Source organism: Nioella ostreopsis (assembly GCF_004000255.1).
Taxonomy (GTDB): domain Bacteria; phylum Pseudomonadota; class Alphaproteobacteria; order Rhodobacterales; family Rhodobacteraceae; genus Nioella; species Nioella ostreopsis.
Genome location: NZ_RCIQ01000015.1, coordinates 16,163 through 38,593, shown reverse-complemented (window position 1 = coordinate 38,593; position 22,431 = coordinate 16,163). Strand labels below are relative to the sequence as shown.

At 65.6% G+C, this 22,431-nt stretch carries 22 protein-coding genes; 13 read left to right on the top strand and 9 right to left on the bottom strand.

The features are described 5' to 3' along the window. Positions 1-105: 105 nt before the first annotated feature. Both EP237_RS15400 and trpS read right to left on the bottom strand, forming a co-directional pair. Positions 106-591: a VOC family protein gene (locus tag EP237_RS15400; protein WP_127561795.1), complete on the bottom strand. Its 486-nt coding sequence runs from the start codon at positions 589-591 to the stop codon at positions 106-108. Positions 592-683: 92 nt separating this feature from the next. Then, entirely contained in the window at positions 684-1,706 is a 1,023-nt protein-coding gene (gene trpS, locus EP237_RS15395) for a tryptophan--tRNA ligase (RefSeq protein WP_127561794.1), read from the bottom strand. A gap of 113 nt (positions 1,707-1,819) precedes the next feature. Between trpS and EP237_RS15390 the strand changes: the two genes are divergently transcribed. Next, on the top strand, positions 1,820-2,503 hold the full coding sequence (locus tag EP237_RS15390) for a rhomboid family intramembrane serine protease (RefSeq protein ID WP_127561793.1): 684 nt from the start codon (positions 1,820-1,822) through the stop codon (positions 2,501-2,503). A gap of 120 nt (positions 2,504-2,623) precedes the next feature. On the opposite strand, the gene murJ is transcribed toward EP237_RS15390, so the two are convergent. From murJ to EP237_RS15375, 3 genes are read right to left on the bottom strand one after another with little or no spacing between them, the layout of a single operon-like run. After that, a complete protein-coding gene (gene murJ, locus EP237_RS15385) occupies positions 2,624-4,174 on the bottom strand; it encodes a murein biosynthesis integral membrane protein MurJ (RefSeq protein ID WP_127561792.1) in 1,551 nt (516 codons plus the stop codon). Continuing rightward, the gene (locus tag EP237_RS15380; RefSeq protein WP_127561791.1) at positions 4,171-6,918 is read right to left on the bottom strand and encodes a [protein-PII] uridylyltransferase; all 2,748 of its coding nucleotides are present in this window, start codon (positions 6,916-6,918) and stop codon (positions 4,171-4,173) included. Before EP237_RS15380 ends, murJ begins: the two co-directional genes overlap by 4 nt. Before the next feature lie 43 nt (positions 6,919-6,961). Next, the gene (locus tag EP237_RS15375; RefSeq protein WP_240661661.1) at positions 6,962-8,113 is read right to left on the bottom strand and encodes a penicillin-binding protein activator; all 1,152 of its coding nucleotides are present in this window, start codon (positions 8,111-8,113) and stop codon (positions 6,962-6,964) included. A 104-nt stretch (positions 8,114-8,217) separates the two neighbouring features. Between EP237_RS15375 and rsmI the strand changes: the two genes are divergently transcribed. The 4 genes from rsmI (at position 8,218) to EP237_RS15355 (ending at position 11,346) form a co-directional block, all read left to right on the top strand. Beyond that, positions 8,218-9,102: a 16S rRNA (cytidine(1402)-2'-O)-methyltransferase gene (rsmI, locus tag EP237_RS15370; RefSeq protein ID WP_127561789.1), complete on the top strand. Its 885-nt coding sequence runs from the start codon at positions 8,218-8,220 to the stop codon at positions 9,100-9,102. Continuing rightward, positions 9,099-9,452 (top strand): YraN family protein, encoded by a 354-nt coding sequence (locus EP237_RS15365; protein WP_127561788.1) that lies wholly within the window; start codon positions 9,099-9,101, stop codon positions 9,450-9,452. The genes rsmI and EP237_RS15365 overlap by 4 nt, the downstream gene beginning before the upstream one ends. A 74-nt stretch (positions 9,453-9,526) precedes the next feature. Then, positions 9,527-10,468 (top strand): glutathione synthase, encoded by a 942-nt coding sequence (gshB, locus tag EP237_RS15360; RefSeq protein WP_127561787.1) that lies wholly within the window; start codon positions 9,527-9,529, stop codon positions 10,466-10,468. Then, entirely contained in the window at positions 10,465-11,346 is an 882-nt protein-coding gene (locus EP237_RS15355) for an alpha/beta hydrolase (protein WP_127561786.1), read from the top strand. Before gshB ends, EP237_RS15355 begins: the two co-directional genes overlap by 4 nt. On the opposite strand, the gene EP237_RS15350 is transcribed toward EP237_RS15355, so the two are convergent. The 4 genes from EP237_RS15350 to cobU form a co-directional block, all read right to left on the bottom strand. Continuing rightward, the gene (locus EP237_RS15350) at positions 11,343-12,881 is read right to left on the bottom strand and encodes a YifB family Mg chelatase-like AAA ATPase (protein WP_127561785.1); all 1,539 of its coding nucleotides are present in this window, start codon (positions 12,879-12,881) and stop codon (positions 11,343-11,345) included. The genes EP237_RS15355 and EP237_RS15350 overlap by 4 nt on opposite strands. Positions 12,882-12,905: 24 nt before the next feature. Beyond that, positions 12,906-13,775, bottom strand: coding sequence for a glutathione S-transferase (locus EP237_RS15345; RefSeq protein WP_127561784.1), 870 nt, complete (start codon positions 13,773-13,775; stop codon positions 12,906-12,908). An 81-nt stretch (positions 13,776-13,856) separates the two neighbouring features. Continuing rightward, entirely contained in the window at positions 13,857-14,435 is a 579-nt protein-coding gene (locus EP237_RS15340) for a histidine phosphatase family protein (protein ID WP_127561783.1), read from the bottom strand. Between the two features lie 100 nt (positions 14,436-14,535). After that, positions 14,536-15,063, bottom strand: a complete 528-nt coding sequence (gene cobU, locus EP237_RS15335) for a bifunctional adenosylcobinamide kinase/adenosylcobinamide-phosphate guanylyltransferase (protein WP_127561782.1) — start codon at positions 15,061-15,063, stop codon at positions 14,536-14,538. Between the two features lie 77 nt (positions 15,064-15,140). Between cobU and EP237_RS15330 the strand changes: the two genes are divergently transcribed. The 8 genes from EP237_RS15330 (at position 15,141) to EP237_RS15295 (ending at position 22,364) form a co-directional block, all read left to right on the top strand. Beyond that, positions 15,141-16,019, top strand: coding sequence for an RNA polymerase factor sigma-32 (locus EP237_RS15330; protein ID WP_127561781.1), 879 nt, complete (start codon positions 15,141-15,143; stop codon positions 16,017-16,019). An 83-nt stretch (positions 16,020-16,102) separates the two neighbouring features. Beyond that, positions 16,103-16,870: a ChaN family lipoprotein gene (locus EP237_RS15325; protein WP_420812526.1), complete on the top strand. Its 768-nt coding sequence runs from the start codon at positions 16,103-16,105 to the stop codon at positions 16,868-16,870. Between the two features lie 404 nt (positions 16,871-17,274). Next, positions 17,275-18,474, top strand: a complete 1,200-nt coding sequence (coaBC, locus tag EP237_RS15320) for a bifunctional phosphopantothenoylcysteine decarboxylase/phosphopantothenate--cysteine ligase CoaBC (protein WP_127561876.1) — start codon at positions 17,275-17,277, stop codon at positions 18,472-18,474. Positions 18,475-18,520: 46 nt separating this feature from the next. Next, a complete protein-coding gene (dut, locus tag EP237_RS15315) occupies positions 18,521-18,988 on the top strand; it encodes a dUTP diphosphatase (RefSeq protein ID WP_127561779.1) in 468 nt (155 codons plus the stop codon). Beyond that, the gene (locus EP237_RS15310) at positions 18,988-20,037 is read left to right on the top strand and encodes a HesA/MoeB/ThiF family protein (RefSeq protein WP_127561778.1); all 1,050 of its coding nucleotides are present in this window, start codon (positions 18,988-18,990) and stop codon (positions 20,035-20,037) included. The genes dut and EP237_RS15310 overlap by 1 nt, the downstream gene beginning before the upstream one ends. Before the next feature lie 60 nt (positions 20,038-20,097). Next, complete coding sequence (locus EP237_RS15305) at positions 20,098-20,892, top strand: substrate-binding periplasmic protein (RefSeq protein WP_127561777.1); 795 nt, start codon at positions 20,098-20,100, stop codon at positions 20,890-20,892. Positions 20,893-20,937: 45 nt separating this feature from the next. Further along, entirely contained in the window at positions 20,938-21,738 is an 801-nt protein-coding gene (locus EP237_RS15300) for an amino acid ABC transporter permease (protein WP_127561776.1), read from the top strand. Positions 21,739-21,926: 188 nt separating this feature from the next. Beyond that, positions 21,927-22,364: a DUF4399 domain-containing protein gene (locus EP237_RS15295; RefSeq protein ID WP_127561775.1), complete on the top strand. Its 438-nt coding sequence runs from the start codon at positions 21,927-21,929 to the stop codon at positions 22,362-22,364. Positions 22,365-22,431: the final 67 nt, after the last annotated feature.

Sequence of the window (22,431 nt, the reverse complement as noted above, 5' to 3'; positions counted from 1 at the left end):
TTGCCCGGTGCCCTTGGCGGTTGTTTGGCTGTCTTCATGGCTCCTCCCGTACAAGACTGGCGGCATCATCGCTGCGAAAGCCTGCCAAAAGGTTAAACCGGCGGATCACGCCGCCAGTGCCAGCAGCCCCGCCATGTCGAGCGGCGCGTTGCCCATCTCCAGGTTGCCCGCCGCGTCGCGTGGCCATTCGGCCTGCGGGCGGTCCCAGTAGAGCTCGATCCCGTTGCCATCGGGGTCTTCCAGGTAGACCGCCTCGCTGACGCCATGATCGGCCGCGCCGACCAGCGGAACACCTGCGGCAGCCACCTGCGCCACGGCCATCGCCAGTGCCACACGCGTCGGGTAGAGGAAAGCGACGTGGTAGAGCCCGGTCGTGCCGCGCGGCGGGCGCATGCCGCCCCGGCTTTCCCAGGTGTTCAGCCCCAGATGGTGGTGATAACCGCCCGCCGACATAAACGCCGCGCCGGGGCCGTAACGCTGCTGAACTTCCAGCCCGATCACATCGCGATAAAAGGCGATGGACCGGTCAAGGTCGGATACTTTCAGATGGACATGGCCGATCCCCATGCCCGGGTCTGCGGTGTAACTCATGGCGTGTCTCCTTGGCCCGGCACAATAAGAGGAGCCGGGCCAAGGAGAAGTCACCGTTTTCGCAGGGGCTCGGTGCGGTGCTGCGCAGAGACTTAGCTGCGGACCATGCCGACGATATCGTAGGTCTGCGCCAGGATCGGCGCGGCGATCTCGCTTGCCCGCTCGGCCCCGCGGCCCAGGATCCGGTCGATCTCGGCCTGGTCCTGCATCAGCCGGGCCATTTCGTCCGAAATCGGGGCCAGCTTTTCGACCGCAAGGTCGGCGAGGTCCTGCTTGAAATAACCGAACATCTTGCCCGCGTTCTGCGCCACCACATCCTCGACCGTGGTATCGGCCAGAGCGGCCCAGATATTGACGAGGTTGCGCGCCTCGGGCCGGCTCTCCAGCCCCTCGACGGTTTCGGGCAGCGGGTCGGGGTCGGTCTTGGCCTTTTTGATCTTTTTGGCGATGGCATCGGCATCGTCGGTCAGGTTGATGCGCGTCTTGTCCGAGGGATCGGACTTGGACATCTTCTTCGTCCCGTCCTGCAGGTTCATCACCCGCGTGGCCGCGCCTTCGATCACCGGTTCGGTGATGGGGAAATACTCGACGTCATAATCATGGTTGAACTTCGCGGCGATGTCGCGGGTCAGTTCAAGGTGCTGTTTCTGGTCCTCGCCCACGGGCACATGGGTGGCGTGATAGACCAGAATGTCGGCGGCCATGAGCGCAGGGTAGGCAAGAAGCCCGAGCGAGGCGGCTTCGGCATTCTTGCCGGACTTGTCCTTCCACTGGGTCATGCGGCCCATCCAGCCCATGCGGGCGACGCAGTTGAAAATCCATGCCAGCTGCGCGTGTTCGGGCACCTGGGACTGGTTGAACAGGATGGATTTTTCCGGGTCGATCCCAGCCGCAATAAACCCGGCGCAAAGCTCTCGCGTGGCGCGGGACAAAGCGGCTGGATCCTGCCAGACCGTGATGGCGTGCAGATCGACCATGCAATAGACCGTTTCATGCTGGCCGGCATCCTGCATATCCACCCAACGCTTCATCGCGCCCAGGTAGTTGCCCAGATGCAGATCGCCCGAGGGCTGCATTCCCGAGAAAACGCGGGGGGTGAACTTGGTGCTGCTCATAGCTCTGGCCTTTCGGTCCTCTTGCCCTTCGCGCGCAAAGGGCGCCTTTTCATCCGCGCGCGCCTCGCTTACCCATGGGGGCGAGGCCCGTCAACATAAGGGACAATGGGAAGATGGACGCAAGCAGCAATTCCCCGTTCAATGCGCTGCCGCCAGTGGTGGTCGGGCTGGCGGTCGTGATGGGCGGGCTGGAGCTGATGTTCCAGCTGGCCACGGCGGGGCTTCTGGGTGGGGCGGGCGGCGTCGGCTGGCGCATCGCGGCGATGCAGGATTACGCGGTTCTGGACTCTGTCTGGGAATGGATGCGCGCCAATCGCAGCTATCCGCCGGAACAACTGGTCCGGTTCGCAGCCTATCCGCTGCTGCATGGCGGGTTCGTGCATGTGGCCTTCGTAGTCGTCTTCATCCTGGCCATCGGCAAGATGGTGGCCGAGGTGTTTTCGCCGCTGGCCTTCCTGCTGGTCTTCTGGGTCTCGGCCATCGTGGGCGCGCTGGCCTTCGTGCTGGTGCTCGATTCCGGCTATCCTCTGATTGGCGGCTATCCCGGTGTCTACGGGCTGATCGGCGCGTTTTCCTTTATCCGGTGGATCAATCTGGGCGTCGCCGGGGAAAACCAGATGCGGGCCTTCGGGCTGATTGGGATGCTGCTGGCGATCCAGCTGATCTTTGCGACGCTGCAGGGCAATTACGGCGATGTGGTGGCGGACCTGTCGGGCTTCGTCGCCGGGTTCATTTTGTCCTTCATCGTCAGCCCCGGTGGTTGGCAGCGGATCCTGAACCGGATGCGCCAGCGGTGAACGTGGCGGGCGCGGGCCGGGGTGCCCACCCACCCACCCTGGCTGGCGCAGGTCAGGCCGGTTCTGGCGGAGAGGGCGCGCCGCGCCAGCCCGCACCCCGGCCCGCGCCCGCGCCTGATATCAGCGATTGCGCCTGAGGCTGGCCTTGATCTCCGCCAGCCGGAATGCGCCGGTCATCTGCCCGAAGACAGTGTAAGAGAGCATCCCGACCACGATCACGCCCGCCAGTGCCGCATAGCGCAGCCCGTCTGTCTGCAATGCCCCTGACAGCAGCCAGACCAGACCCCAGCACAGCCCCCCCATCAGCGCGGAGGCCAGCAGGATACGCGGTGCCGCGCGGCGGGATTTTGCGTCGAGCCGCGCCGCCTCACCAAACCCGCGCGCCCCGAGCCACAGCATCAGGGTCATCGCCCAGGCCGCCGTGGTGGCCGCGACCGCCGGGGCCAGCCAGCCGATCAGCGGCATCAAGCCAAAGGCCAGCGCCGCATTGATCGCCATGGCGACAAGCGCATAGCGGAAGGGCGTTGCCGTATCCTCGCGCGCGAAGAACACCGGCTGTTGCAGCTTTTGCAGCACGAAGGCCGGCAGGCCGAGCCCGTAGATCGCCAGCGCCCCGGCAATCGCCGCGCTGTCGGCGGCGTCGGTCTGGCCGCGTTCGTAGAGGACCGAGACAATGGGCAGAGGGATCAGCAGGAAGACCACCGCGCAGGGCAGGGTCAGGATCAGCGCGAATTCAAACGCGCGGGAGAGGGAATGGCGCGCGCCCGTCGTATCCTCGGCCTTCAGCCGCCGCGACAGTTCCGGCAGCAGCACGATTCCGATGGCGATGCCCACCACGCCAAGCGGCAGCTGATAGAGCCGGTCGGCGGCAAAGAGCCAGCTGATCGCGCCCTCGGTTGACGATGCCACAAGCTGCCCCACCACCAGGTTGATCTGCGCCACGCCGTTGGCGAGCGCGGCGGGCACGCCCACGGCCACCAGATGCTTCATCTCGGGCGTCCAGCGGGGGCGGGACGGGCGGATGCGGATGCCAGCGCGATCCCCTGCGCCCCAGACAAGCGCCAGCTGCGCCACGCCCGCGACCGGGATCGCCCAGATCAGCCAGGTGATGACAGAACCGCCCATGACCGCGCCAAGGGTCATCGCTGCGATCACGAAGATATTGAGCAGAACCGGGGCCGCCGCCGCCGCCGCGAACCGGCCATGGGAATTCAGCACCCCGGACAGTAGCGCCGCCAGCGACATGAAGAAGATATAGGGAAAGACGACATGGCCGAACCCCACGGCCATGTCGAAGCGCTCATCGCCCACGAACCCGCCCGCCGTGGCCCAGACCAGCGCCGGCATGAAGACCATGCCGAGCCCCACCAGAAGCAGCACCACGAGGCCAAGCCCCGACAGCGCATCGCGGGCAAAGCCAGTCGCGTCCTCACCCGCCTCGGATTTCTTCGAATACATCGGCACGAAGGCGGCGTTGAACGCGCCCTCGGCAAAGAAGCGACGGAAGAGGTTGGGCAGGCGAAAGGCGGCGACGAAGGCATCCATCACCGGGCCGGGGCCGATCAACGCCGTCAGCATGATCTCCCGCACGAAGCCGAGCACCCGGCTGGCCATGGTCCAGCCGCCTACGGTCAGGATACCACTGAGCAGACGGATGGGCCGGGTGTTCATGCCCCCGCCCGTTCCGCCACGCGGGCAATGGCCTCTCGCAGCTTCTTCTCCAGCGCGTCCTGTCGGTGTTTGGCGTGCAGCTTCAGCCCGAACATGTCCTTGACGTAGAAGGTGTCGATCACCTGTTCGCCATAGGTCGCGATGACGGCCGACGAGATGTAGATGTTCGAGGCGGCCAGCGTCTTGGTCAGGTCGTAAAGCAGGCCAGGCCGGTCACGGGTGTCGACCTCGATGATCGTGTAAATCTCGGATCCTTCATTATCGAAGGTGATGTTGGTGGGCACGTTGAAGGGGCGTTCGCGCTTCTTGATCTTGTCGCGCTTGTCGAGGGCCTGGCTGGCAACGACCTCGCCCCTCAGGGTCTTCTGGATCATGGTGGTCAGGCGCGGCAGGCGGCTGGCCTCGTAGGGATGGCCCTCAGCGTCCTGCACCCAGAAGACGGCGGTCGCATAGCCGTCCTTGGTGGTGTAGGTCCGTGCATCCACCACATTGGCGCCGACAAGGCTCAGCGCCCCTGCAAGACGCGAGAAGATGCCGGGGTGATCTGCCAGGGCAAAGCAGACGCGGGTCGCGTCGCGGTCGATATCCTGCGCCGTGTCGATGCGAATCTCGTTGTTGGGCAGATCCCGCAGCAGGCCGGCAATCACCGCCTGTGTATCGGTGTCCAACCCCTGCCAATAGGGACCATAATGCCGGTCGGTTTCGGTCTTCAGGGCCTTGCGGTCCCAATCTTCCAGCCGCTCGCGCAGGGCCTTCTTGGCCTCGCCTTCGCGCTTCTCGCGGTTGAGGTCTTCCAGCCCGGTTTCCAGCGCCACGGCGGTGGCCCGGTAGAGCCCGCGCAAAAGCGTCGCTTTCCAGTTGTTCCAGACATTGGGGCCGACGCCGCGAATATCGCAAACGGTCAGCACGGTCAGCAGATCGAGCCGCGACTTGGTTTTCACCGCCTTGGCGAAATCGCGCACCGTGCGAATATCGCCGATATCGCGTTTCTGGGCCATGTCGGACATCAGCAGGTGATGACGCACCAGCCATTCCACCGTGTCAGATTCGTCCTGTTTCAGCCCCAGACGCGGACAGATGCGCCGGGCGATCTGGGCGCCTACGACCGAATGGTCCTCGTCCCGGCCCTTGCCGAGATCGTGGATCAGGCAGGCAAGGTACAGCACCTTGCGGTTCACGCCCGCCTTGAGGATGCCGGAGGCGACGGGCAGTTCCTCGATCAGCTCTTCCCGCTCAATCTGCGCGAGGGTCGAGACCACCTGGATCGTGTGCTCATCCACCGTATAGCTGTGATACATGTTGAACTGCATCATCGCCACGACCGGGGCGAATTCCGGGATGAAGGCGGCCAGAACCCCAAGCTCGTTCATGCGGCGCAGGCCCCGTTCGGGGTTGCCGTGCTTCAGCAGCAGGTCGAGGAAGATCCGCACCGCTTCCCTGTCGCTGCGCATCTCTTCATCAATCAGTCGCAGGTTCGCCGTCACCAGCCGCATTGCGTCGGGATGGATCAGGTAGCCGGTGCGCAGGCCCTCCTCGAACAGCCGCAACAGGTTCAGCTTGTCCGAAAGGAAGACGGCGTCGTCGACCACCGCAAGGCGCCCCTGTTTGAGCTCATAGCCCGGTTTCAGCTTCTTGCGGCGCATCCGGCGGCCCTTGAGAAAGCCGATGATCCGGGGTTCGGGCTTCAGATGAGCGGCTTCCATCGCGGTCAGGAAGATGCGGGTCAACTCGCCCACGCGGGTGGCGTGCCGGAAATAATCCTGCATGAAATATTCCACCGCGCGGCGTCCGCTGTGATCGGTGTAGCCGATGCGCGCGGCCACCTCGACCTGCAGATCGAATGTCAGCTGATCCTGTGCCCGGCCCGCGATCAGGTGGATATGGCAGCGCACGGCCCAGAGGAACCGTTCGGCCGCATCGAAGGCGTTGAATTCCTCCTGCCGGAAGACGCCATGTTCCACCAGTTCGGCGACCGTATTGACGCCATGTTCATACTTGGCGATCCAGTAAAGCGTCTGCAGGTCGCGCAGGCCGCCCTTGCCCTCTTTGACATTGGGCTCGACCATGTAGCGCTGGCCGCCCTGACGCTTGTGCCGTTCGGCGCGTTCTTCCAGCTTGGCGTCGATGAATTCGCTGGCCGTGCCCGCGAATAGCTGCTCGCGCAGCGTGTCATGCAACTGGTTCCCAAGGGCGGCATCCCCGGTCAGGTAACGCATTTCCAGCAGCGATGTGCGGATCGTGAAATCCTCTTTCGCAAGCCGCAGGCAATCAGGGATCGACCGGCTGGCATGACCCACCTTCAGGCGCAGATCCCACAGGATGTAGAGCGTCGATTCGATGACGCTTTCTGCCCAACCGGTCATCTTGTAGGGCAGCACGAACAGCAGGTCGACATCCGAGAACGGGGCCATTTCCCCGCGCCCCGATCCGCCCACGGCCATGACCGCCAGGCGCTCGGCCTCGGTCGGGTTGGGGTTGCGGTGCAGATAGGTTGTGGCGACGCGAATGGCCTCGGTCACCATGCCGTCGGTCAGGAAGGCATAGGCACGTGTCACGCGCCGCGCGACCAGTGGATTTGCCTCGAAGGCCTCCTTGATGGCAGCCCGCCCGGCCTTTTGTGCGGCTAGCAGTTCGGCGACGGTCAGCGCCCGGATCTTGCTCGCGTCGCTCTGGTCGGCAAGGGCGGCATCCAGCCGCGCGCGGATCGCGGCGGTGTCGAATATCTCCGCCTCGGGGAGGATCATCTCCCCGGAGGCGGTTCCTTTGGCGGGAAGGCGCGGGTTCCGGTCAGAAGCCGGAGGCGCCAAGGCGTCCTGGTGCAGGGTCAATAATGGAAACCTGGTTTTCGAGTACCGTTGCGATCGCCATGGCCCGTTCGATGGTGCCATCGGCTCTCAGACGGAATACCCCGTTCGCACCGGCAAAGCCAGAGGAGGCAGTCAGTTCCGTCACCCCGATCGCGCCGGCCTCGGCAGCGGTTTCGGCAATCGCGCGCATGGCATCATAGGCAATCGGGGCCAGCACATGCGGCGCGTCGCCATAGGCGGCGGTGTAGCGGGCGTTGAAGGCGGCATTGGCATCGGGATCGGGCAGGGCAAACCAGCCCCCCTGAAGGCCGGACAGTTCCAGCGTCTGCGACGGCACGTCCCACCGGGTCAGACCCATGACGCGGACCTCTTCGGTATCCAGCCCGTTTTCAGGCAAGAGCTGCGCGAACAGTGGCAGCGCGGCAGAGGCCTCTGCGGTGATGACCAGCCCGTTCGCATCGGAGGAGCGGATGGTCGACATCACCTCAGGCAATGCCTGCACCACGCCTTGCTGCGAAAACTCGTAGCTGACCACGCCTGCGACAGTGCCGCCGGTGCTGGCCACGGCCTGTTGCACCGCGTCGCGCGCAACCTCGCCCGCAAGGTTCTGGGCGTGCAGAATGACAAGGCGATTGCGGCCCTGGCGCGTGGCATAGCTTGCGATCCGGGCGGCGGTATTGTCGTATGTATGGCCCAGAACGAAGACATTGCCGCCCGCGATCTCGGTGTTGTTGGAGAAGCTCAGGACGGCGACATTGCTGTTCGAGACCGCGACCCCCACGGCCGCCGCGGCATCGGACCGCAACGGGCCGACAATGACCCGCGCCCCCTGCTGGATGGCCTGGCGCGCCACCGTGGCGGCCTGCGACGCATCGGCGGCGGTATTGTAGACGGTGATTTCCAGCTCCACGCCCTCGAATTCCGATGCGGCAAGCCGGGCGGCGTTTTCCAGGCTGCGGGCCACGATCTCATCGCCCGCACTGGCAGAGCCGTAAGGCAACAGCAGCGCGACCTGAATCGGGGCGCCGGCGCGCACGCGCGGACCGCTGCCACCGGGGACGCCAACCTGGCAGGCGGCGAGGACACCGGCACAAAGCGCCAGCAGAACAAAGCGGCGTGACTTGCGGAACATGCGGAAAGAAGGGAACATAAAGGGCCGTCTCCAGAAGGCTCGAAAATGGGTCGGACGGACCCTACGCGGTCACGCGAAACAAGTAAACGCCAAGAGGCCAGCCCATGTCCGATCAGCTTGCAACCGCCGGTGCGTCCCGCGTCTCCCGGCTTGATCCGGGGCTGTACCTCGTGGCGACTCCGATCGGGGCGGCGCGGGATATCACCCTGAGAGCGCTGGATATTCTGACCTCCGCCGACGTGATTGCCGCCGAAGATACCCGCACCGCGCGCAAGCTGATGGAGATCCACGGGCTGGCCGTCGCCGGTCGCCCGCTGATCGCCTATCACGACCACAGCGGTCCCGGCGCGCGGGACAAGCTGGCCGCGATGGTCGCGGCGGGAAAATCCGTGGCCTACGTGTCCGAGGCGGGCACACCACTTGTGGCGGACCCCGGCTATCAACTGGCGCGTGGCATGATCGAGGACGGCTTGCCGGTTATCGCCGCGCCGGGCGCCTCTGCCGTGCTGGCGGCGCTCAGCGTGTCCGGCCTGCCAAGCGACCGGTTTCTGTTCGCGGGTTTTCCGCCGCAGGCCAAGGGTGCGATGACAAGCTGGCTGGCAGATCTTGCACCGGTCGGGGCGACGATCATTCTGTATGAATCGCCGCGGCGCGTTCACCGATTGTTAGATGTTTTGTCCGATACCTTCGGGGGCGAGCGGCCCATGGCGTTGTGCCGGGAATTAACCAAACGCTTCGAAGAGGTCTTGCGCGGCAGCGTGGATGAGGTTCGAAATAGCATCGCGGATCGGGTTTTGAAGGGCGAAATCGTCGTTGTCATCGGCAAGGGCGCACCGGTGCAGGCGAGCGTGGAAACGATGGAAGACGCATTGCGCGCGGCGCTGGCGACACTGTCGGTCAAGGACGCGGCAGCACAGGTCGCCGCCGATCTGGGGCTGAAGAAACGCGACGTCTACCAGGCGGCGCTGACACTGGAGAAGGATGAATGAGCGGAACAGTCAGCTATCATGCCGGGCTTTCGGCAGAAGACCAGGTGTCTCGTCGATATGTGCGTGACGGCCACACGATCCTGTCCCGCCGCTGGCGCGGCAAGGCCGGGGAGATCGACCTTGTGGCGGAAAAGGACGGCACCGTCATCTTCATCGAGGTCAAGAAAAGCCGCAGCCATGCGCGGGCTGTCGAACGCCTGTCTCAGCGCCAATTGCATCGCATCTTCCGCAGCGCAGAAGATTTCATCGGCCATCTTCCGGCGGGGGCCAATACCGACTGCCGGGTCGATGTGGCGCTGCTGGACCATCACGGGGAAATCGACATTTTGCCGAATGTCCTCTGTGCATAGGGGCACATCGACAGCATTGCACCTTTCGGCGTCACGGGTCATGAATGCGCAACACCCGGGAACGGAGACGCCACATGCCCCTCAAGGTTGCCATCCAGATGGACCCGATCGGTCCGATCAATATCGACGCTGACAGCACGTTCCGCATCGCCGAAGAGGCGCAGACGCGGGGGCATGAGCTGTTCTACTATACACCCGACATGCTCGCCTATCAGGAAGGCCGGGTCACCGCACGGGGCTGGCCGCTGACGGTGCGCCGGGTGAAGGGCGATCATTTCAGCATCGGCGAGATGCAGGAGATCGACCTTGCGGATTGGGATGTGGTCTGGCTACGCCAGGATCCGCCGTTTGACATGGGCTATATCACCACCACCCATATCCTTGAACGGGTACACCCCGAGACGCTGGTGGTGAATGACCCGTTCTGGGTCCGCAACTACCCGGAAAAGCTGCTGGTGCTCGACTTCCCCGACCTCACGCCGCCCACCACCATCGCCCGCGATCTGGAGACGCTGAAGGCGTTCAAGCATAAGCATGGCGATATCATCCTCAAGCCGCTCTACGGCAATGGCGGCGCGGGGGTCTTCCGGCTCGATCCCAATGACCGCAACCTCAATTCGCTGCACGAACTGTTCACCGGCATCAACCGCGAGCCGCTGATTGCGCAGAAATTCCTGCCTGACGTGTCGGCGGGCGACAAACGCGTGATCCTGGTCGATGGCGAGCCCGTCGGTGCGATCAACCGGGTGCCTGCCAAGGGCGAGACCCGGTCCAACATGCATGTGGGCGGTCGGCCCGAGAAGGTTGCGCTCACCGACCGCGACCGCGAGATCTGCGCCCGCATCGGCCCGCTTCTGCGCGAGAAGGGGCAGATCTTCGTCGGCATCGACGTGATCGGCTGCTGGCTGACCGAGATCAACGTGACCTCTCCCACCGGCATCCAGGAACTGGAACGCTTCGACGGGATCAACATCGCCGAAAAGATCTGGCAGGCCATCGAAGCGCGCGTCGCATGAGTGTCCGCGCGGGGCTGCTCAACACCTGGCTGCGCTGGATCGAGCGGCCCGCGCTCAACCGACTGGCGCGGCAGGACGCGGCAACGCGGGTCCGCCGACGGTTTGAATGGCAGTGCCGCATCCTGTGCCCTGTTCCCCGCGGCGTGGCTCAGCGCTGGACCGAACGCGCCGGGATGGAGGTGCTGGAGCTTGACGATCCAACCGGGCCACAACTGCTCTACCTCCATGGCGGCGCCTATGTCTTCGGCAGCCATCGCACCCATAAGGGTCTTGCCGGACGGCTGGTGAAGCGCATCGGCGGCGGTGCGGTGGTGCCGCATTATCCGCTTGCGCCCGAATCGCCCTTTCCAGCCGCACCCGAGGCTGCTTTGCGCCTGTACCGTCAGATGGCGGCGCAAGGGCCGGTGATTCTGGCGGGCGACAGCGCGGGCGGCGGGCTGGCCCTGTCATTGCTGGCGATGATCTGCGCCGACCCCGATTTACCGCAGCCGCTGGCCACGCTGGTTCTGTCGCCTCTGACGGACCTGGCCATGACCGGCGAGAGCCTGCAAACAAACGATGCCAGCGAGGTTGTGCTGCCACCCGAAGGCATCCGGATCTCCGCCTTGGGCTATCTGGACGGGGCCGATCCGAAAGACCCGCGCGCCAGCCCGCTTTACGCGCAGTTTCCCGGTGCCGGGCCGGTGCATGTCTGGGTGGGGGATGGCGAGGTCCTGCTCGATGACAGCCGCCGCATAGTGGACGTGCTGCGTGATAAAGGGGTGGAGGCGCATCTGACCATCGCGCCCGGTCTGCCGCATGTCTGGCCGATCTTCCCCGGTTGGCTGCTGCCAGAGGCGGAGGTCACGCTCCACCAGATGGCCGCCGCGATCCGTTAATTCTTGCCCGCGATCAGCCGGAACCCCAGAGCCTCGGCGATATGGGGCATGCGCACGGCGTCCGCCCCCTCCAGATCCGCAATCGTGCGCGCCACGCGCAGCACCCGGTGATAGCCACGCGCCGACAGGCGGAAGCGTTCGGCGGCCTTGATCAGCATGTCGCGACCCTCTTCATCCGGTTCCGCGATCTGATCCAGCAGTGCGCCTTCCGCATCGGCATTGACACGGGCCTTGGCTCCGAGCGCCTCGAACCGGGCGGTCTGCCGGTCGCGGGCGGCGGCGATCCGGGCCGCGACCGTGGCGCTGTCATCGCCCGAGGGCGGCAGGTCGAGATCGCTGAAGCTCACTGGCGGCACCTCCAGCCGCAGATCGAAGCGGTCCATCAGCGGCCCAGAGATGCGGCCCAGATAATCCTCGCCGCACAGGGGCGCGCGGCCACAGGCCTGATCGGCATCATAGAGATGCCCGCAACGGCAGGGATTGGCGGCGGCGAGCAACAGGAAGCGGCAAGGATAGGTCACATGGGCATTGGCGCGGGCGACCACCACATCGCCGGTTTCAATCGGCTGGCGTAGGGTTTCCAGCACCTGACGGGGGTATTCGGGAAACTCGTCGAGGAACAGCACCCCGTTATGGGCAAGGCTGATTTCCCCCGGTTTGGCGTGGCGGCCGCCCCCCACGATGGCGGGCATGGAGGCGGTGTGATGCGGCGCGCGATAGGGCCGGGTGCGGGAAATCCCGCCCTCGTCGAGCAGGCCTGCCAGCGAGTGGATCATCGAGGTTTCCAGTGCCTCGGCGGGGGTGAGTGGCGGCAACAGATCGGGCAAACGCGCGGCCAGCATGGATTTGCCGGACCCCGGCGCGCCCACCATCAGGAAGTGGTGACGGCCTGCGGCGGCAATCTCCAACGCGCGTTTGGCCCGTTCCTGCCCGCGCACCTCGCGCAGGTCCTTGCCGGTCCGCTCGCTCAGTACCTCCCCCGGTTCGGCGGTGGGCAGGGGGGCGCGGTCGGTCAGGTGGCCGATGATCTCGGCCAGGGTGCGGCCCGCGAAGACCGGGGTTGCGCCGACCCAGGCGGCCTCGGCCCCGCAAGCGGCAGGACAGAAGAGCGCCCGCCCGTCCTCCCCCGCGGCAAGCGCCGTGGGCAGCGCCCCGATGACCGGGACCAGCGAACCATCGAGCGACATTTCCCCAAGGCTCATCGCCGCCTCGACCCGCTCTCGTGGGACGATCCCCAAAGCGCCAAGCAGGGCCATGGCAATGGGCAGGTCGAAATGCGATCCCTCCTTTGGCAGATCGGCGGGTGACAGGTTGATGGTCACGCGCTTTGAGGGCAGCGCGATGGCCATTGTGGACAGCGCCGTGCGCACCCGGTCGCGCGCTTCGCCCACGGCGCGGTCGGGCAGGCCCACGATGGAAAAGGCAGGCAGGCCCGGGGTGATGGCGCATTGCACCTCGACTCGCCGTGCCTCCAATCCTTCGAAGGCAACGGTGTAGGTGCGCGCAAGGCTTTCGGGTCGGGTCGCGTCCAGCATGGTTAACGCTTGCCCGAAAACCCTTTACGTTTGGTAAATGGCCATGAAATCCGGCCAGGCTTCCGGGTCGGCCACGGTCTTGTCGCGGCAAAACGGGTTGCAGAAGCCGAAGATGCGCCCGTCCAGTTCTAGGAAATCCGTAACCGGATTGCCGGAATAGGGGCAGGTGGCGTTCTCGGACGGGCCATGGTCGACGGCACGGGCGGCCAGAGGCTCCGGCGCGGGAAAAGCGCGACGCGGCAGCCCCATTTCATAGGCGGGCTGTTCCGCCCCCTCGACCAGCCCCATGGCGCGCCAGCGGCGGAAGGCCGGGTGCGCCACATGGGCCTTGGCATAGGCCAGAGCCCGGTCAGAGACCGGCAACCCATAGGTCAGGATGCGGGTGGCCACGGGGGCATAGAACACATCGGCCAGGGAATACGCACCGCAAAGCCACGGGCCCCCATGGGCGTCCAGCGCCGCGCCCCAGACCCTTTCCAGCCGCTCCAGATCGGTGCGGACGGCATCGGTCACCTCGACCCCCTCCCACCCGGTACGCAGGTTCATCGGGCAGGCCCCGCGCAGGCCGGTAAAGCCCGAATGCATCTCGGCGATCAGGCTCATCGCCATGGCGCGGGCATTGGGGTCGGCAGGCAGCAGGCCCCTGTCGGGGAAGGCCCGGTCCAGATGCCAGGCGATGGCGATGGAATCGGTCAGCAGCCCGCCGGTGGGGGTGCGCACGATCGGAACGGTGCGGTTGCCGGGCGCAAAAGCCTCCAGATCCAGACGGAATTGCTCGCAATACATGCGGGTGGTTTTCACGCTCACCGGAATGTCGAAGGCCCGAAAGCTGAGCCAGCCGCGCAAAGACCAGCTGGAATAGGATTTATCGGCAATCAGAAGCGTGTAGGTCATGACAGGGTCCATCGAAATACGGTCCTGCCAGCTAAACGCCCAGGGCGCGCCCTGTCCAATTCCAATTGCTGACGCACCGCATCAGGGCTGGTGATTGATCGCCTCGACCCGCCACTCGCCCGCCTCATGCACCAGCCGCGTGATCGAGAGGTTGTCGATCCTGTGTCCAAGCACCTCGTAGGCGGACAGGCCCGAGGCGCGCTCGATCTGCGTCATGATGATCCCGAAATGGGCCACCGCTACGATATGGGCCTCCGGGTGTGCGCGGTTCATCCGGTCCACGAAGGGCGCAGCGCGGGCCGCAGCGGCGTTCCAGCTTTCGCCATTGGGCGGCGCGACATCGCCGGGCTCCTCCCAATAGCGGCGGCTCAGCGCCGGATCGCGTTCGGACACTTGCGTGAAATGCAGCCCGTCCCAATCGCCGAAATCAAACTCGCGGATATCGGGCGCATCGGCCAGGCGCTGCCGCCCCTGCATCAGCACATCCGCCGTTGCCCGGGCGCGGATCAGGTCCGACGACACCACAAGCGCCGGTCGCGGCAGCGCGGCATCCAGCCGGGCAATCACCGCTGTATCCGACAAATCTGCCGGAACATCCCGCCAACCGACGAAAGCCTTTTCATGCGTCGGTCCGTGCCGGACCCAATGCCAGACCGTCAACCGTGACCCCCTTCCCTTTCATCTTGGCAGAAATACCTCGGGGGGTGCGGGGGGTGGAACCCCCCGCGGGTCGACGCCGAAGGCGGCGAAATCCCTCTGGTCACGGGGCCACCCCCTTCAGCACAAGCGGCAACCCCGCCATCACCGCCACGACCAGCCCGGCCTCGGCCGCCAGCCGCTGGTTCAACCGCCCCTGCGCCTCGCGGAATGCGCGGGCCAGCGCGTTTTCAGGAACGATCCCCTGCCCGGTCTCGTTGCTGACCACCACGACCGGCGCGGGGCAGGCCAGAAGCGCTGCGATCAACCGCTCCGCCTCCGCTTGCCAGTCACGCTCCGTCAGCATCAGGTTCGTCAGCCAGAAGGTCGCGCAGTCGAGCAATACCACGTCGTCAGGCCCCAGCCCCGACAATGCCTCCACAACGTCGAACGGCGCCTCGATCGTGCGCCAGCCATCGCCGGCGCGCATCGTCTGATGGGCGGCGATCTTGGCGTGCATCTCGTCATCGAAGGCCTGAGCCGTGGCGATATAGACCCGCTGCCCACCCTGCGCGCGGACAAGCGCCTCGGCCTGAGCGGATTTCCCCGACGCGGCCCCGCCAATCACCAATGTCAGTCCGGGAAGCCCCATTTTTTTCCTCTCGAAAATTGATCCACCCCGGAGTCCGGGCCGTACCCCTCGTGAATGCAAGCGAACAGGAGCGCGTTATGGCACTCGACTTTGATCCTGGCCAGTCTCTTTCCCGGCATGCCCGCTCGGCGGAATTGCTGGATGCCGAAACGGAACGCGATCTGGCCATTGCCTGGCGCGACCATCGGGACGAGGCCGCGCTGCACCGCCTGATCACCGCCTATATGCGGCTGGCCATTTCCATTGCCTGGAAATTCAAGGGCTATGGGGCGTCCGTGAACGATTTGATCCAGGAGGCTGGGCTTGGTCTGATGAAGGCTGCCGATCGGTTCGATCCCGACCGGGGCGTGCGCTTCTCGACCTATGCGGTCTGGTGGATTCGCGCCGGGATGCAGGATTTCGTGATGCGCAACTGGTCGATGGTGCGCACCGGGTCAACCTCGTCACAAAAGAGCCTCTTCTTCAACATGCGCCGGGTGCGCGCCCGGCTGGAGGCTGATGCTGCGGCGGAAGGTGTGGAACTGGATTCCAACCAGTTGCGCGAACGGATCGCCAGCGAGATTGGCGTGGCCCTGAAGGATGTCGAACTGATGGAGGGCCGCCTTGCCGGGTCGGATTTCTCGCTGAACGCCCTGCAGTCCGATGGCGATGAGGGCCGCGAGTGGATCGAGACGCTGGAAGACGATGGCGAACAGGCGAGCGAGCGGTTCGAGCGCGAGAAGGACGGCACGCGCCTGCGCGAATGGCTGGGCGATGCGCTGGGCACGCTGACGGAGCGGGAACAGAAGATCATTGCCGCACGCAAGCTGACCAACCCGGCCCGGACGCTGGAAAGCCTTGGCGAGGAACTGGGCCTGTCGAAAGAGCGTGTGCGCCAGATCGAGGCGGGCGCTTTGCAGAAGATGCGCCGCAAGCTGGCCCCCCGCGAAGAAGAACTGCGCGGGATGATGGGCTGAGACAGCCTGTCCGCTTGTCAGTGCCCGGCCTTGCGCGTTTGCTGTCTGTCATGAAACAGCGTGTTGCGATCCTTGTGCTGTGTATGTCGGCCTGCGCGGCCTGGTCCGCCCCTTTGGCGGGGCTGGACCAGTTGCGCGGCGCGGATGTGGTGATCCTTGGCGAAGTACATGACAATCCCGCCCATCACCTGTGGCAGGCCGAGGCCGTCGATGCCCTCGCCCCCGCGGCGGTTGTGTTCGAGATGCTGACGCCCGACCAGGCGACGCGGATCACACCCGATCTGTTGGCCTTGCCCGAAGCATTGGCGGCTGAAATCGAGTGGGATCAATCGGGCTGGCCCGAGTTTGCGCTGTACCGGCCCCTGTTTGCAGCCCTGGGCGAGGCCACGATCTTCGGCGCGGCGTTGCCCTATGAGGATGTGCGCGCGGCGGTGAGCGAGGGCGCGGCAGCCCGGTTTTCGGGTAATGCGGTCTCCTACGGGCTGGACCGGCCCTTGCCGGAGGACCAGCAGGCGCTGCGTGAAGAGATGCAGGCCGAAGCGCATTGCAATGCGCTTCCCGCCGCGCTTCTTCCGGGCATGGTCGAAGCCCAGAGGTTGCGGGACGCAGGCTTTGCCGCTCGGGTGCTGGAGGCACTGGAAGAGACCGACGGCCCGGTGGTGCTGATCACCGGCAACGGCCACGCACGCGCCGATTGGGCGGTGCCCGCGATGATCGCTCTGGCGGCGCCTGAGGTGTCGGTGATCTCCGTGGGGCAGTTCGAATCGGAGCCTGAGGCCGATATCCCCTTCGACCTGTGGCGCGTGACGGAGCCCGCCGAACGGGACGATCCCTGTACGGCGTTTCAGTGATGGGCCAGGTATCTCGGGGTGACTGGGCCGAGGAGCATTTGCCCCATAGGCTCGTGGACAAGTGAAGCGGCGCCGCCTCGAAGGGCGCGCGGGCTGTTGGTCCTTTGCGGAAGCTTCCGGGTTTTCCCCCGTCCACCTGCACCCTTGTCAGGGGTGGTCTGGGGCATCGGGAGGGACCGGGCCACGCTGTTGCTAGTCGGTTAACCGGCGGTCAGACTGGCAGATCATCCTGAAGATACCCTTAACGGTGGCGCAAAATGTCCGGCAGGGATTTCGCTGCGCATCGCGCATCGACCCGCGCAGCCCGTGCCGGGCCGCGACCCGACGCCCCTTTCGGCGGCTTGTGGAGCTTGAACCGTGGCACTAGGTTGAGCGGCAGGACATGACCAATGGGCGGAGGCCCCATGCTGGCGGACAAGCGTATTCTTCTGATCATCGGCGGCGGCATCGCGGCCTTCAAGTCGCTCGACCTGATCCGCCGCTTGCGCGAGCAGGGCGCGACGGTGGTGCCTGTTCTGACGAAGGCGGGCGAGGAGTTCGTGACTCCGCTTTCCGCCTCGGCCCTTGCTGCGCAGAAGGTTTATCGGGATCTCTTCGACCTGACGGACGAGGCCGAGATGGGCCATATCGAACTCAGCCGCGCGGCCGACCTCGTGGTCGTGGCCCCGGCCACCGCTGATCTGATGGCGAAGATGGCCAACGGGCTGGCCAATGACCTGGCCTCGACGCTGCTGATGGCGACCGACAAGCGCGTGCTGATCGCGCCCGCGATGAACGTGCGCATGTGGGAGCATCCGGCGACGCAGCGCAATCTGGCAACGCTGCAGGGCGACGGGGTGCTGGTGGTGGGCCCGGACGAGGGCGCCATGGCCTGCGGTGAATTCGGGCCGGGGCGCATGGCGGAGGTGCCCGAGATCGTGGCCGCCGTCGGCGCGGCGCTGTCGGATGGGCCTCTGAAAGGGCGGCATGTGCTGGTAACCTCCGGTCCGACCCATGAACCGATCGACCCGGTGCGTTACATCGCAAACCGATCCTCTGGGGCGCAGGGCACCGCATTGGCTGCCGCGCTACGCGATCTGGGGGCGGAGGTGACCTTCGTCACCGGGCCTGCGCGTGTCGCTCCGCCCACAGGCGTGAAGGTGGTGAAGGTCGAAACCGCGCGGGAGATGCTAGAGGCGGTCGAGGCCGCTTTACCCGCCGATGCCGCCGTTTTCGCGGCTGCCGTGGCCGATTGGCGGGTGGCCAACGCGACCGACCGGAAAATGAAGAAGACCGAAGGGGCGGGCACGCCCGCGCTGGAGTTTGCGGAAAACCCCGACATTCTCAAGACCGTGTCTCGCATGGGTGAGGGGCGGCCCGGCCTCGTCGTGGGCTTTGCCGCCGAGACCCATGACGTGGAAGCGAACGCCACCGCCAAGCGCGCCCGCAAGGGCTGCGACTGGATCGTCGCAAATGACGTCTCGCCCGCCACGGGCATCATGGGCGGGTCGGAAAACAAGGTGGCCATCGTGACCGCCGAAGGCGTCGAGAACTGGCCGCGCCTGTCGAAGGAGGAAACCGCCCGGAGGCTGGCGGCGCGCATTGCCGAGGCGCTGGCGCGGTGAGGCTGCCTCCGGCGGGAGTATTTGGGCCAAGAAGAAGGGGCAGGGCATGGCGCTGACGATCCGGGTGCTGCGAGAGGACTGGGCCGATGCTGCCGTGGCCTTGCCGTCCTATGAAACGGCGGGGGCGGCGGGGGCCGATCTGCGGGCCAATTTGCGGCCTGAGGATCGGGCAGCGGGCATCGTTCTGGCCCCGATGGAGCGGCGGATCCTGCCCACGGGGCTGCGCGTGGAAATCCCCGAAGGGTATGAGATGCAGATCCGGCCCCGGTCGGGGCTGGCGCTGAAACACGGGATTTCGCTGCCCAACACGCCGGGCACCATCGACAGCGATTATCGCGGGCCCTTGGGGGTGCTGCTGATCAACTTGGGGACCGAGCCTTTCGAGATCGCCCATGGCGACCGGATCGCGCAGGCGATCGTGGCCCCGGTGGTGCAGGCGGCCTTCGAGGTGGTCGAGGACCTGTCCGACAGCCATCGCGGCGCGGGCGGCTTCGGGTCCACGGGGCGCGGCTGATGGGGGTGGTTCTGGCCATGGCGGCGGCGCTTTGGGGCGTGGGCTGGCTGATGGGGGCACCGGTGCGGGCGCGGCTGGTGATGCTGCTTCTGCTCTACATGGCGGTCCTGCTGGTGCAGGTGGCCTTGCCCGAGGCGCATCCCCTGCGGGTGGGTACGGGTGGCTCGCCGGCCCCCTGGCTGATGCTGGGTGGGGCGGTGGCGCTGGTGCTGGCCTATCGCGAGGGGCTGCGGCGGTTGCGCGCCCGGGCCGAGGCGGTCGAGGGTGCGCGGGAGGCGGAGGCGCCGAAACCTGCGGGCACGTTTTCGGGCGAGGAGCTGGAACGCTACGCCCGCCACATTACGCTGCGCGAAGTGGGTGGGCCGGGGCAGAAGAAGCTCAAGCAGGCCAAGGTGCTGGTCGTCGGGGCAGGGGGGCTGGGATCGCCCCTGTTGCTCTACCTTGCGGCGGCGGGTGTGGGCCGGATCGGGGTCATCGACCACGATGAGGTCGACCTGAGCAACCTGCAACGGCAGATCATCCACACCGATCAGGCGCAGGGGATGCCCAAGGTCTTTTCCGCCCGCGAACGGATGCTGGCGCTGAACCCGCATGTGGATGTGCGCCCCTATCATCGTGAACTGACGGCCGAGATCGCGGAGGATCTTTTCGCCGAGTACGACCTGATCGTAGACGGCACGGATTCATGGTCCATCCGTGCCCTGATCAACCGGGCCGCCGTCGCCACGGGAAAACCGGTGGTGTCAGGCGCGATTTCGGCCTGGGAGGGGCAGGTGACGATCTACGACCCCGCGAATGGTGCCCCCTGCATGGCCTGCGTCTTCCCCGAAGCCCCTGCGCCCGGCATGGCGGCGACCTGTTCCGAAACCGGTGTCATTGGTGCATTGCCCGGCGTCATTGGCGCGATGATGGCGGGAGAAGTCGTCAAGCTGATCTCAGGCGCTGGCGCGCCCTTGAGGGGCCGGATGCTGATCTATGACGCGCTCTACGCCGAAACCCGGCTGATCACCATGACGCGCAATGAAAACTGCCCGGTCTGCGGCGGCTGACCCTTGCGTGTCGCCAGAGCCGCGCCATACTGCCCCGATAACAAACAGGGAGTCCTGCCAATGAAACGCCTTGCTGCCGCCGCGCTGGCCCTCGCCGCGCTGTCCCCCATGTCCGCGCTGGCCGATGGCCATATGCCCGATCTCGAAGGCCGCGAAGTGGTGATCGTCACCGAAAACGCCTACCCGCCGCTGCAATTCGTCGACCCCAATACCGGCCAGCCCGCCGGGTGGGAATATGACGCGATGGAGATCATCGCCGAGCGGCTGAACATCACCGTGGTCTATGAAACCATCAGCTGGGACGCGATGATCGCCGCTGTCTCCGAAGGGCAGTTCGACATGGGCATGACCGGTATCACGATCCGCGAGGACCGGGCCGAGATGGTCGATTTCTCCGACAGCTACATGACCAGCCAGATGCGTATGCTGGTGCGCGCCGGGGAAACCCGGTTCACGGATGCCGAAAGCTTTGCCGCCGATGAGGATTTCCTGATGGGCAGCCAGGCGGGCACGACACCCTTTTATGTGGGCGTCTACGAGGTGCTGGATGGCAACGAATCCAACCCGCGCATTCAGCTGTTCGAGACCTTTGGCGCCGCCGTTCAGGGCCTGCTGACCGAGGATGTGGATATGGTGCTGACCGATTCCACAGGTGGCGAGGGCTATGTTCGTGCCAACCCCGATCGGCTGGCCATCATCGGCGATCCGCTTGGAACCGAGGATTTCGGCTTCATCTTCCCACGCGGGTCGGATCTGGTGGGTCCGATGAACGCGGCGATCGCCTCGATGCGAGAGGATGGCACCCTGGATGAGCTGAACCAGCGTTGGTTCGTCGATTACAGCTTTGGCGGCTGAGCCGTCTTTGCCCCGGTCCGCTGAGGGCCGGGGTCTTCCTCGCGCATGATCCCTTCCCCCCAAAGCGACAAGGATTTCCCCTGGTGGCTGCTCGCCGTGGCCGGGCTGGGGCTGTTCGCCTTCTGGCAGGTGCTGGCCGATGACCAGTACCGGCAGGTGCTGACGACGCTGCAGCGGGGCGTCTGGATCACGATCTTCGTCACCATCGTGGCCTTCTTCACCGCCGCCACCGTGGGGCTTGGGCTGGCCATGGCCAGTCAGTCGCGGTCATTAATCCTGCGCCAATGCGCGCGCTTCTATGTGGAGGTCATCCGCGGCATCCCCATTCTCGTGCTGCTTCTCTACGTGGCCTTCGTGTTGGCTCCGGCACTGGTCGCGGGCTGGAACTGGGTGGCGGGACAGATCGGGCTCGACCCGATCCGCACCCGTGATTTCAGCCTGCTCTGGCGTGCGATCCTGGCGCTGTCCATCGCCTATTCCGCCTTCCTGGCCGAGGTCTTCCGCGCCGGTCTGCAATCGGTCGACAAGGGCCAGATCGAGGCCGCCGAGGCCCTGGGCCTCAACCGCCGCCAGCGCTTCCGCCACATCGTCTTTCCGCAGGCCTTTCGGGTGATCCTGCCGCCCCTGGGCAATGATTTCGTGGCGATGGTGAAGGACAGCTCGCTGGTGTCTGTCCTGGGCGTGCTCGACATCACGCAACTGGGCAAGGTCACGGCGGCGGGCAATTTCCGCTACTTCGAGACCTATAACGTGGTCGCGCTGATCTATCTGACGATGACCATCACCCTCTCGCTCGGCCTGCGCCAGCTGGAGAAATCCCTGCGCAAGGGCCAGGTCGACCGTTAACCGCCCATCAAGGTTAACGCGCGCCTCCCCTTCTTCTTGGCCAAAATACTCCCGCCGGAGGCGTCCCGCCCGCGCCACCCGCGCTGACATGTCCAAAAAGGGCGCGACCGTCAGGCCGGTGTTGACCGACTCGGGGCCGGGGGCAGAGACTGGTCCTGTTCGATACATACATGCATTTGGAGGAAAACATGTTCAGGACGCTTGTCTTCGCCACACTTGTGATGACCGGACCTGTCTTCGCGCAGGGTGCCGCCGCGCCGGAGGGAGCAGCGGTCTATTTCATCGGGCTGGAGGACGGGGCCAGTGTCGCCTCGCCTGTCACCGTGCAGTTCGGCCTGTCGGGCATGGGAGTCGCGCCTGCCGGGACGGATCGGGAGCATACCGGCCACCACCATCTGCTGATCGACCGTCCGCCGCTCGGCGAGGGGCCGGACGGGGCCGAAGAGATGCAGTACAGCCTGCCCTCGGACGAGCATCACCGCCATTTCGGCGGTGGCCAGACCGAGGTGGTGCTGGAGCTTGCCCCCGGCGAACACACGCTGCAGCTGGTTCTGGGCGACATGAACCACGTGCCGCACAGCCCGCCCGTCACCAGCGACGTGATCACGATCACCGTGACCGAGTAATTCCAGGCGGATATGTCAAAAAGGCGCTCGAACCCGGCGGTTCGGGCGCCTATCTATGGCAGGACCA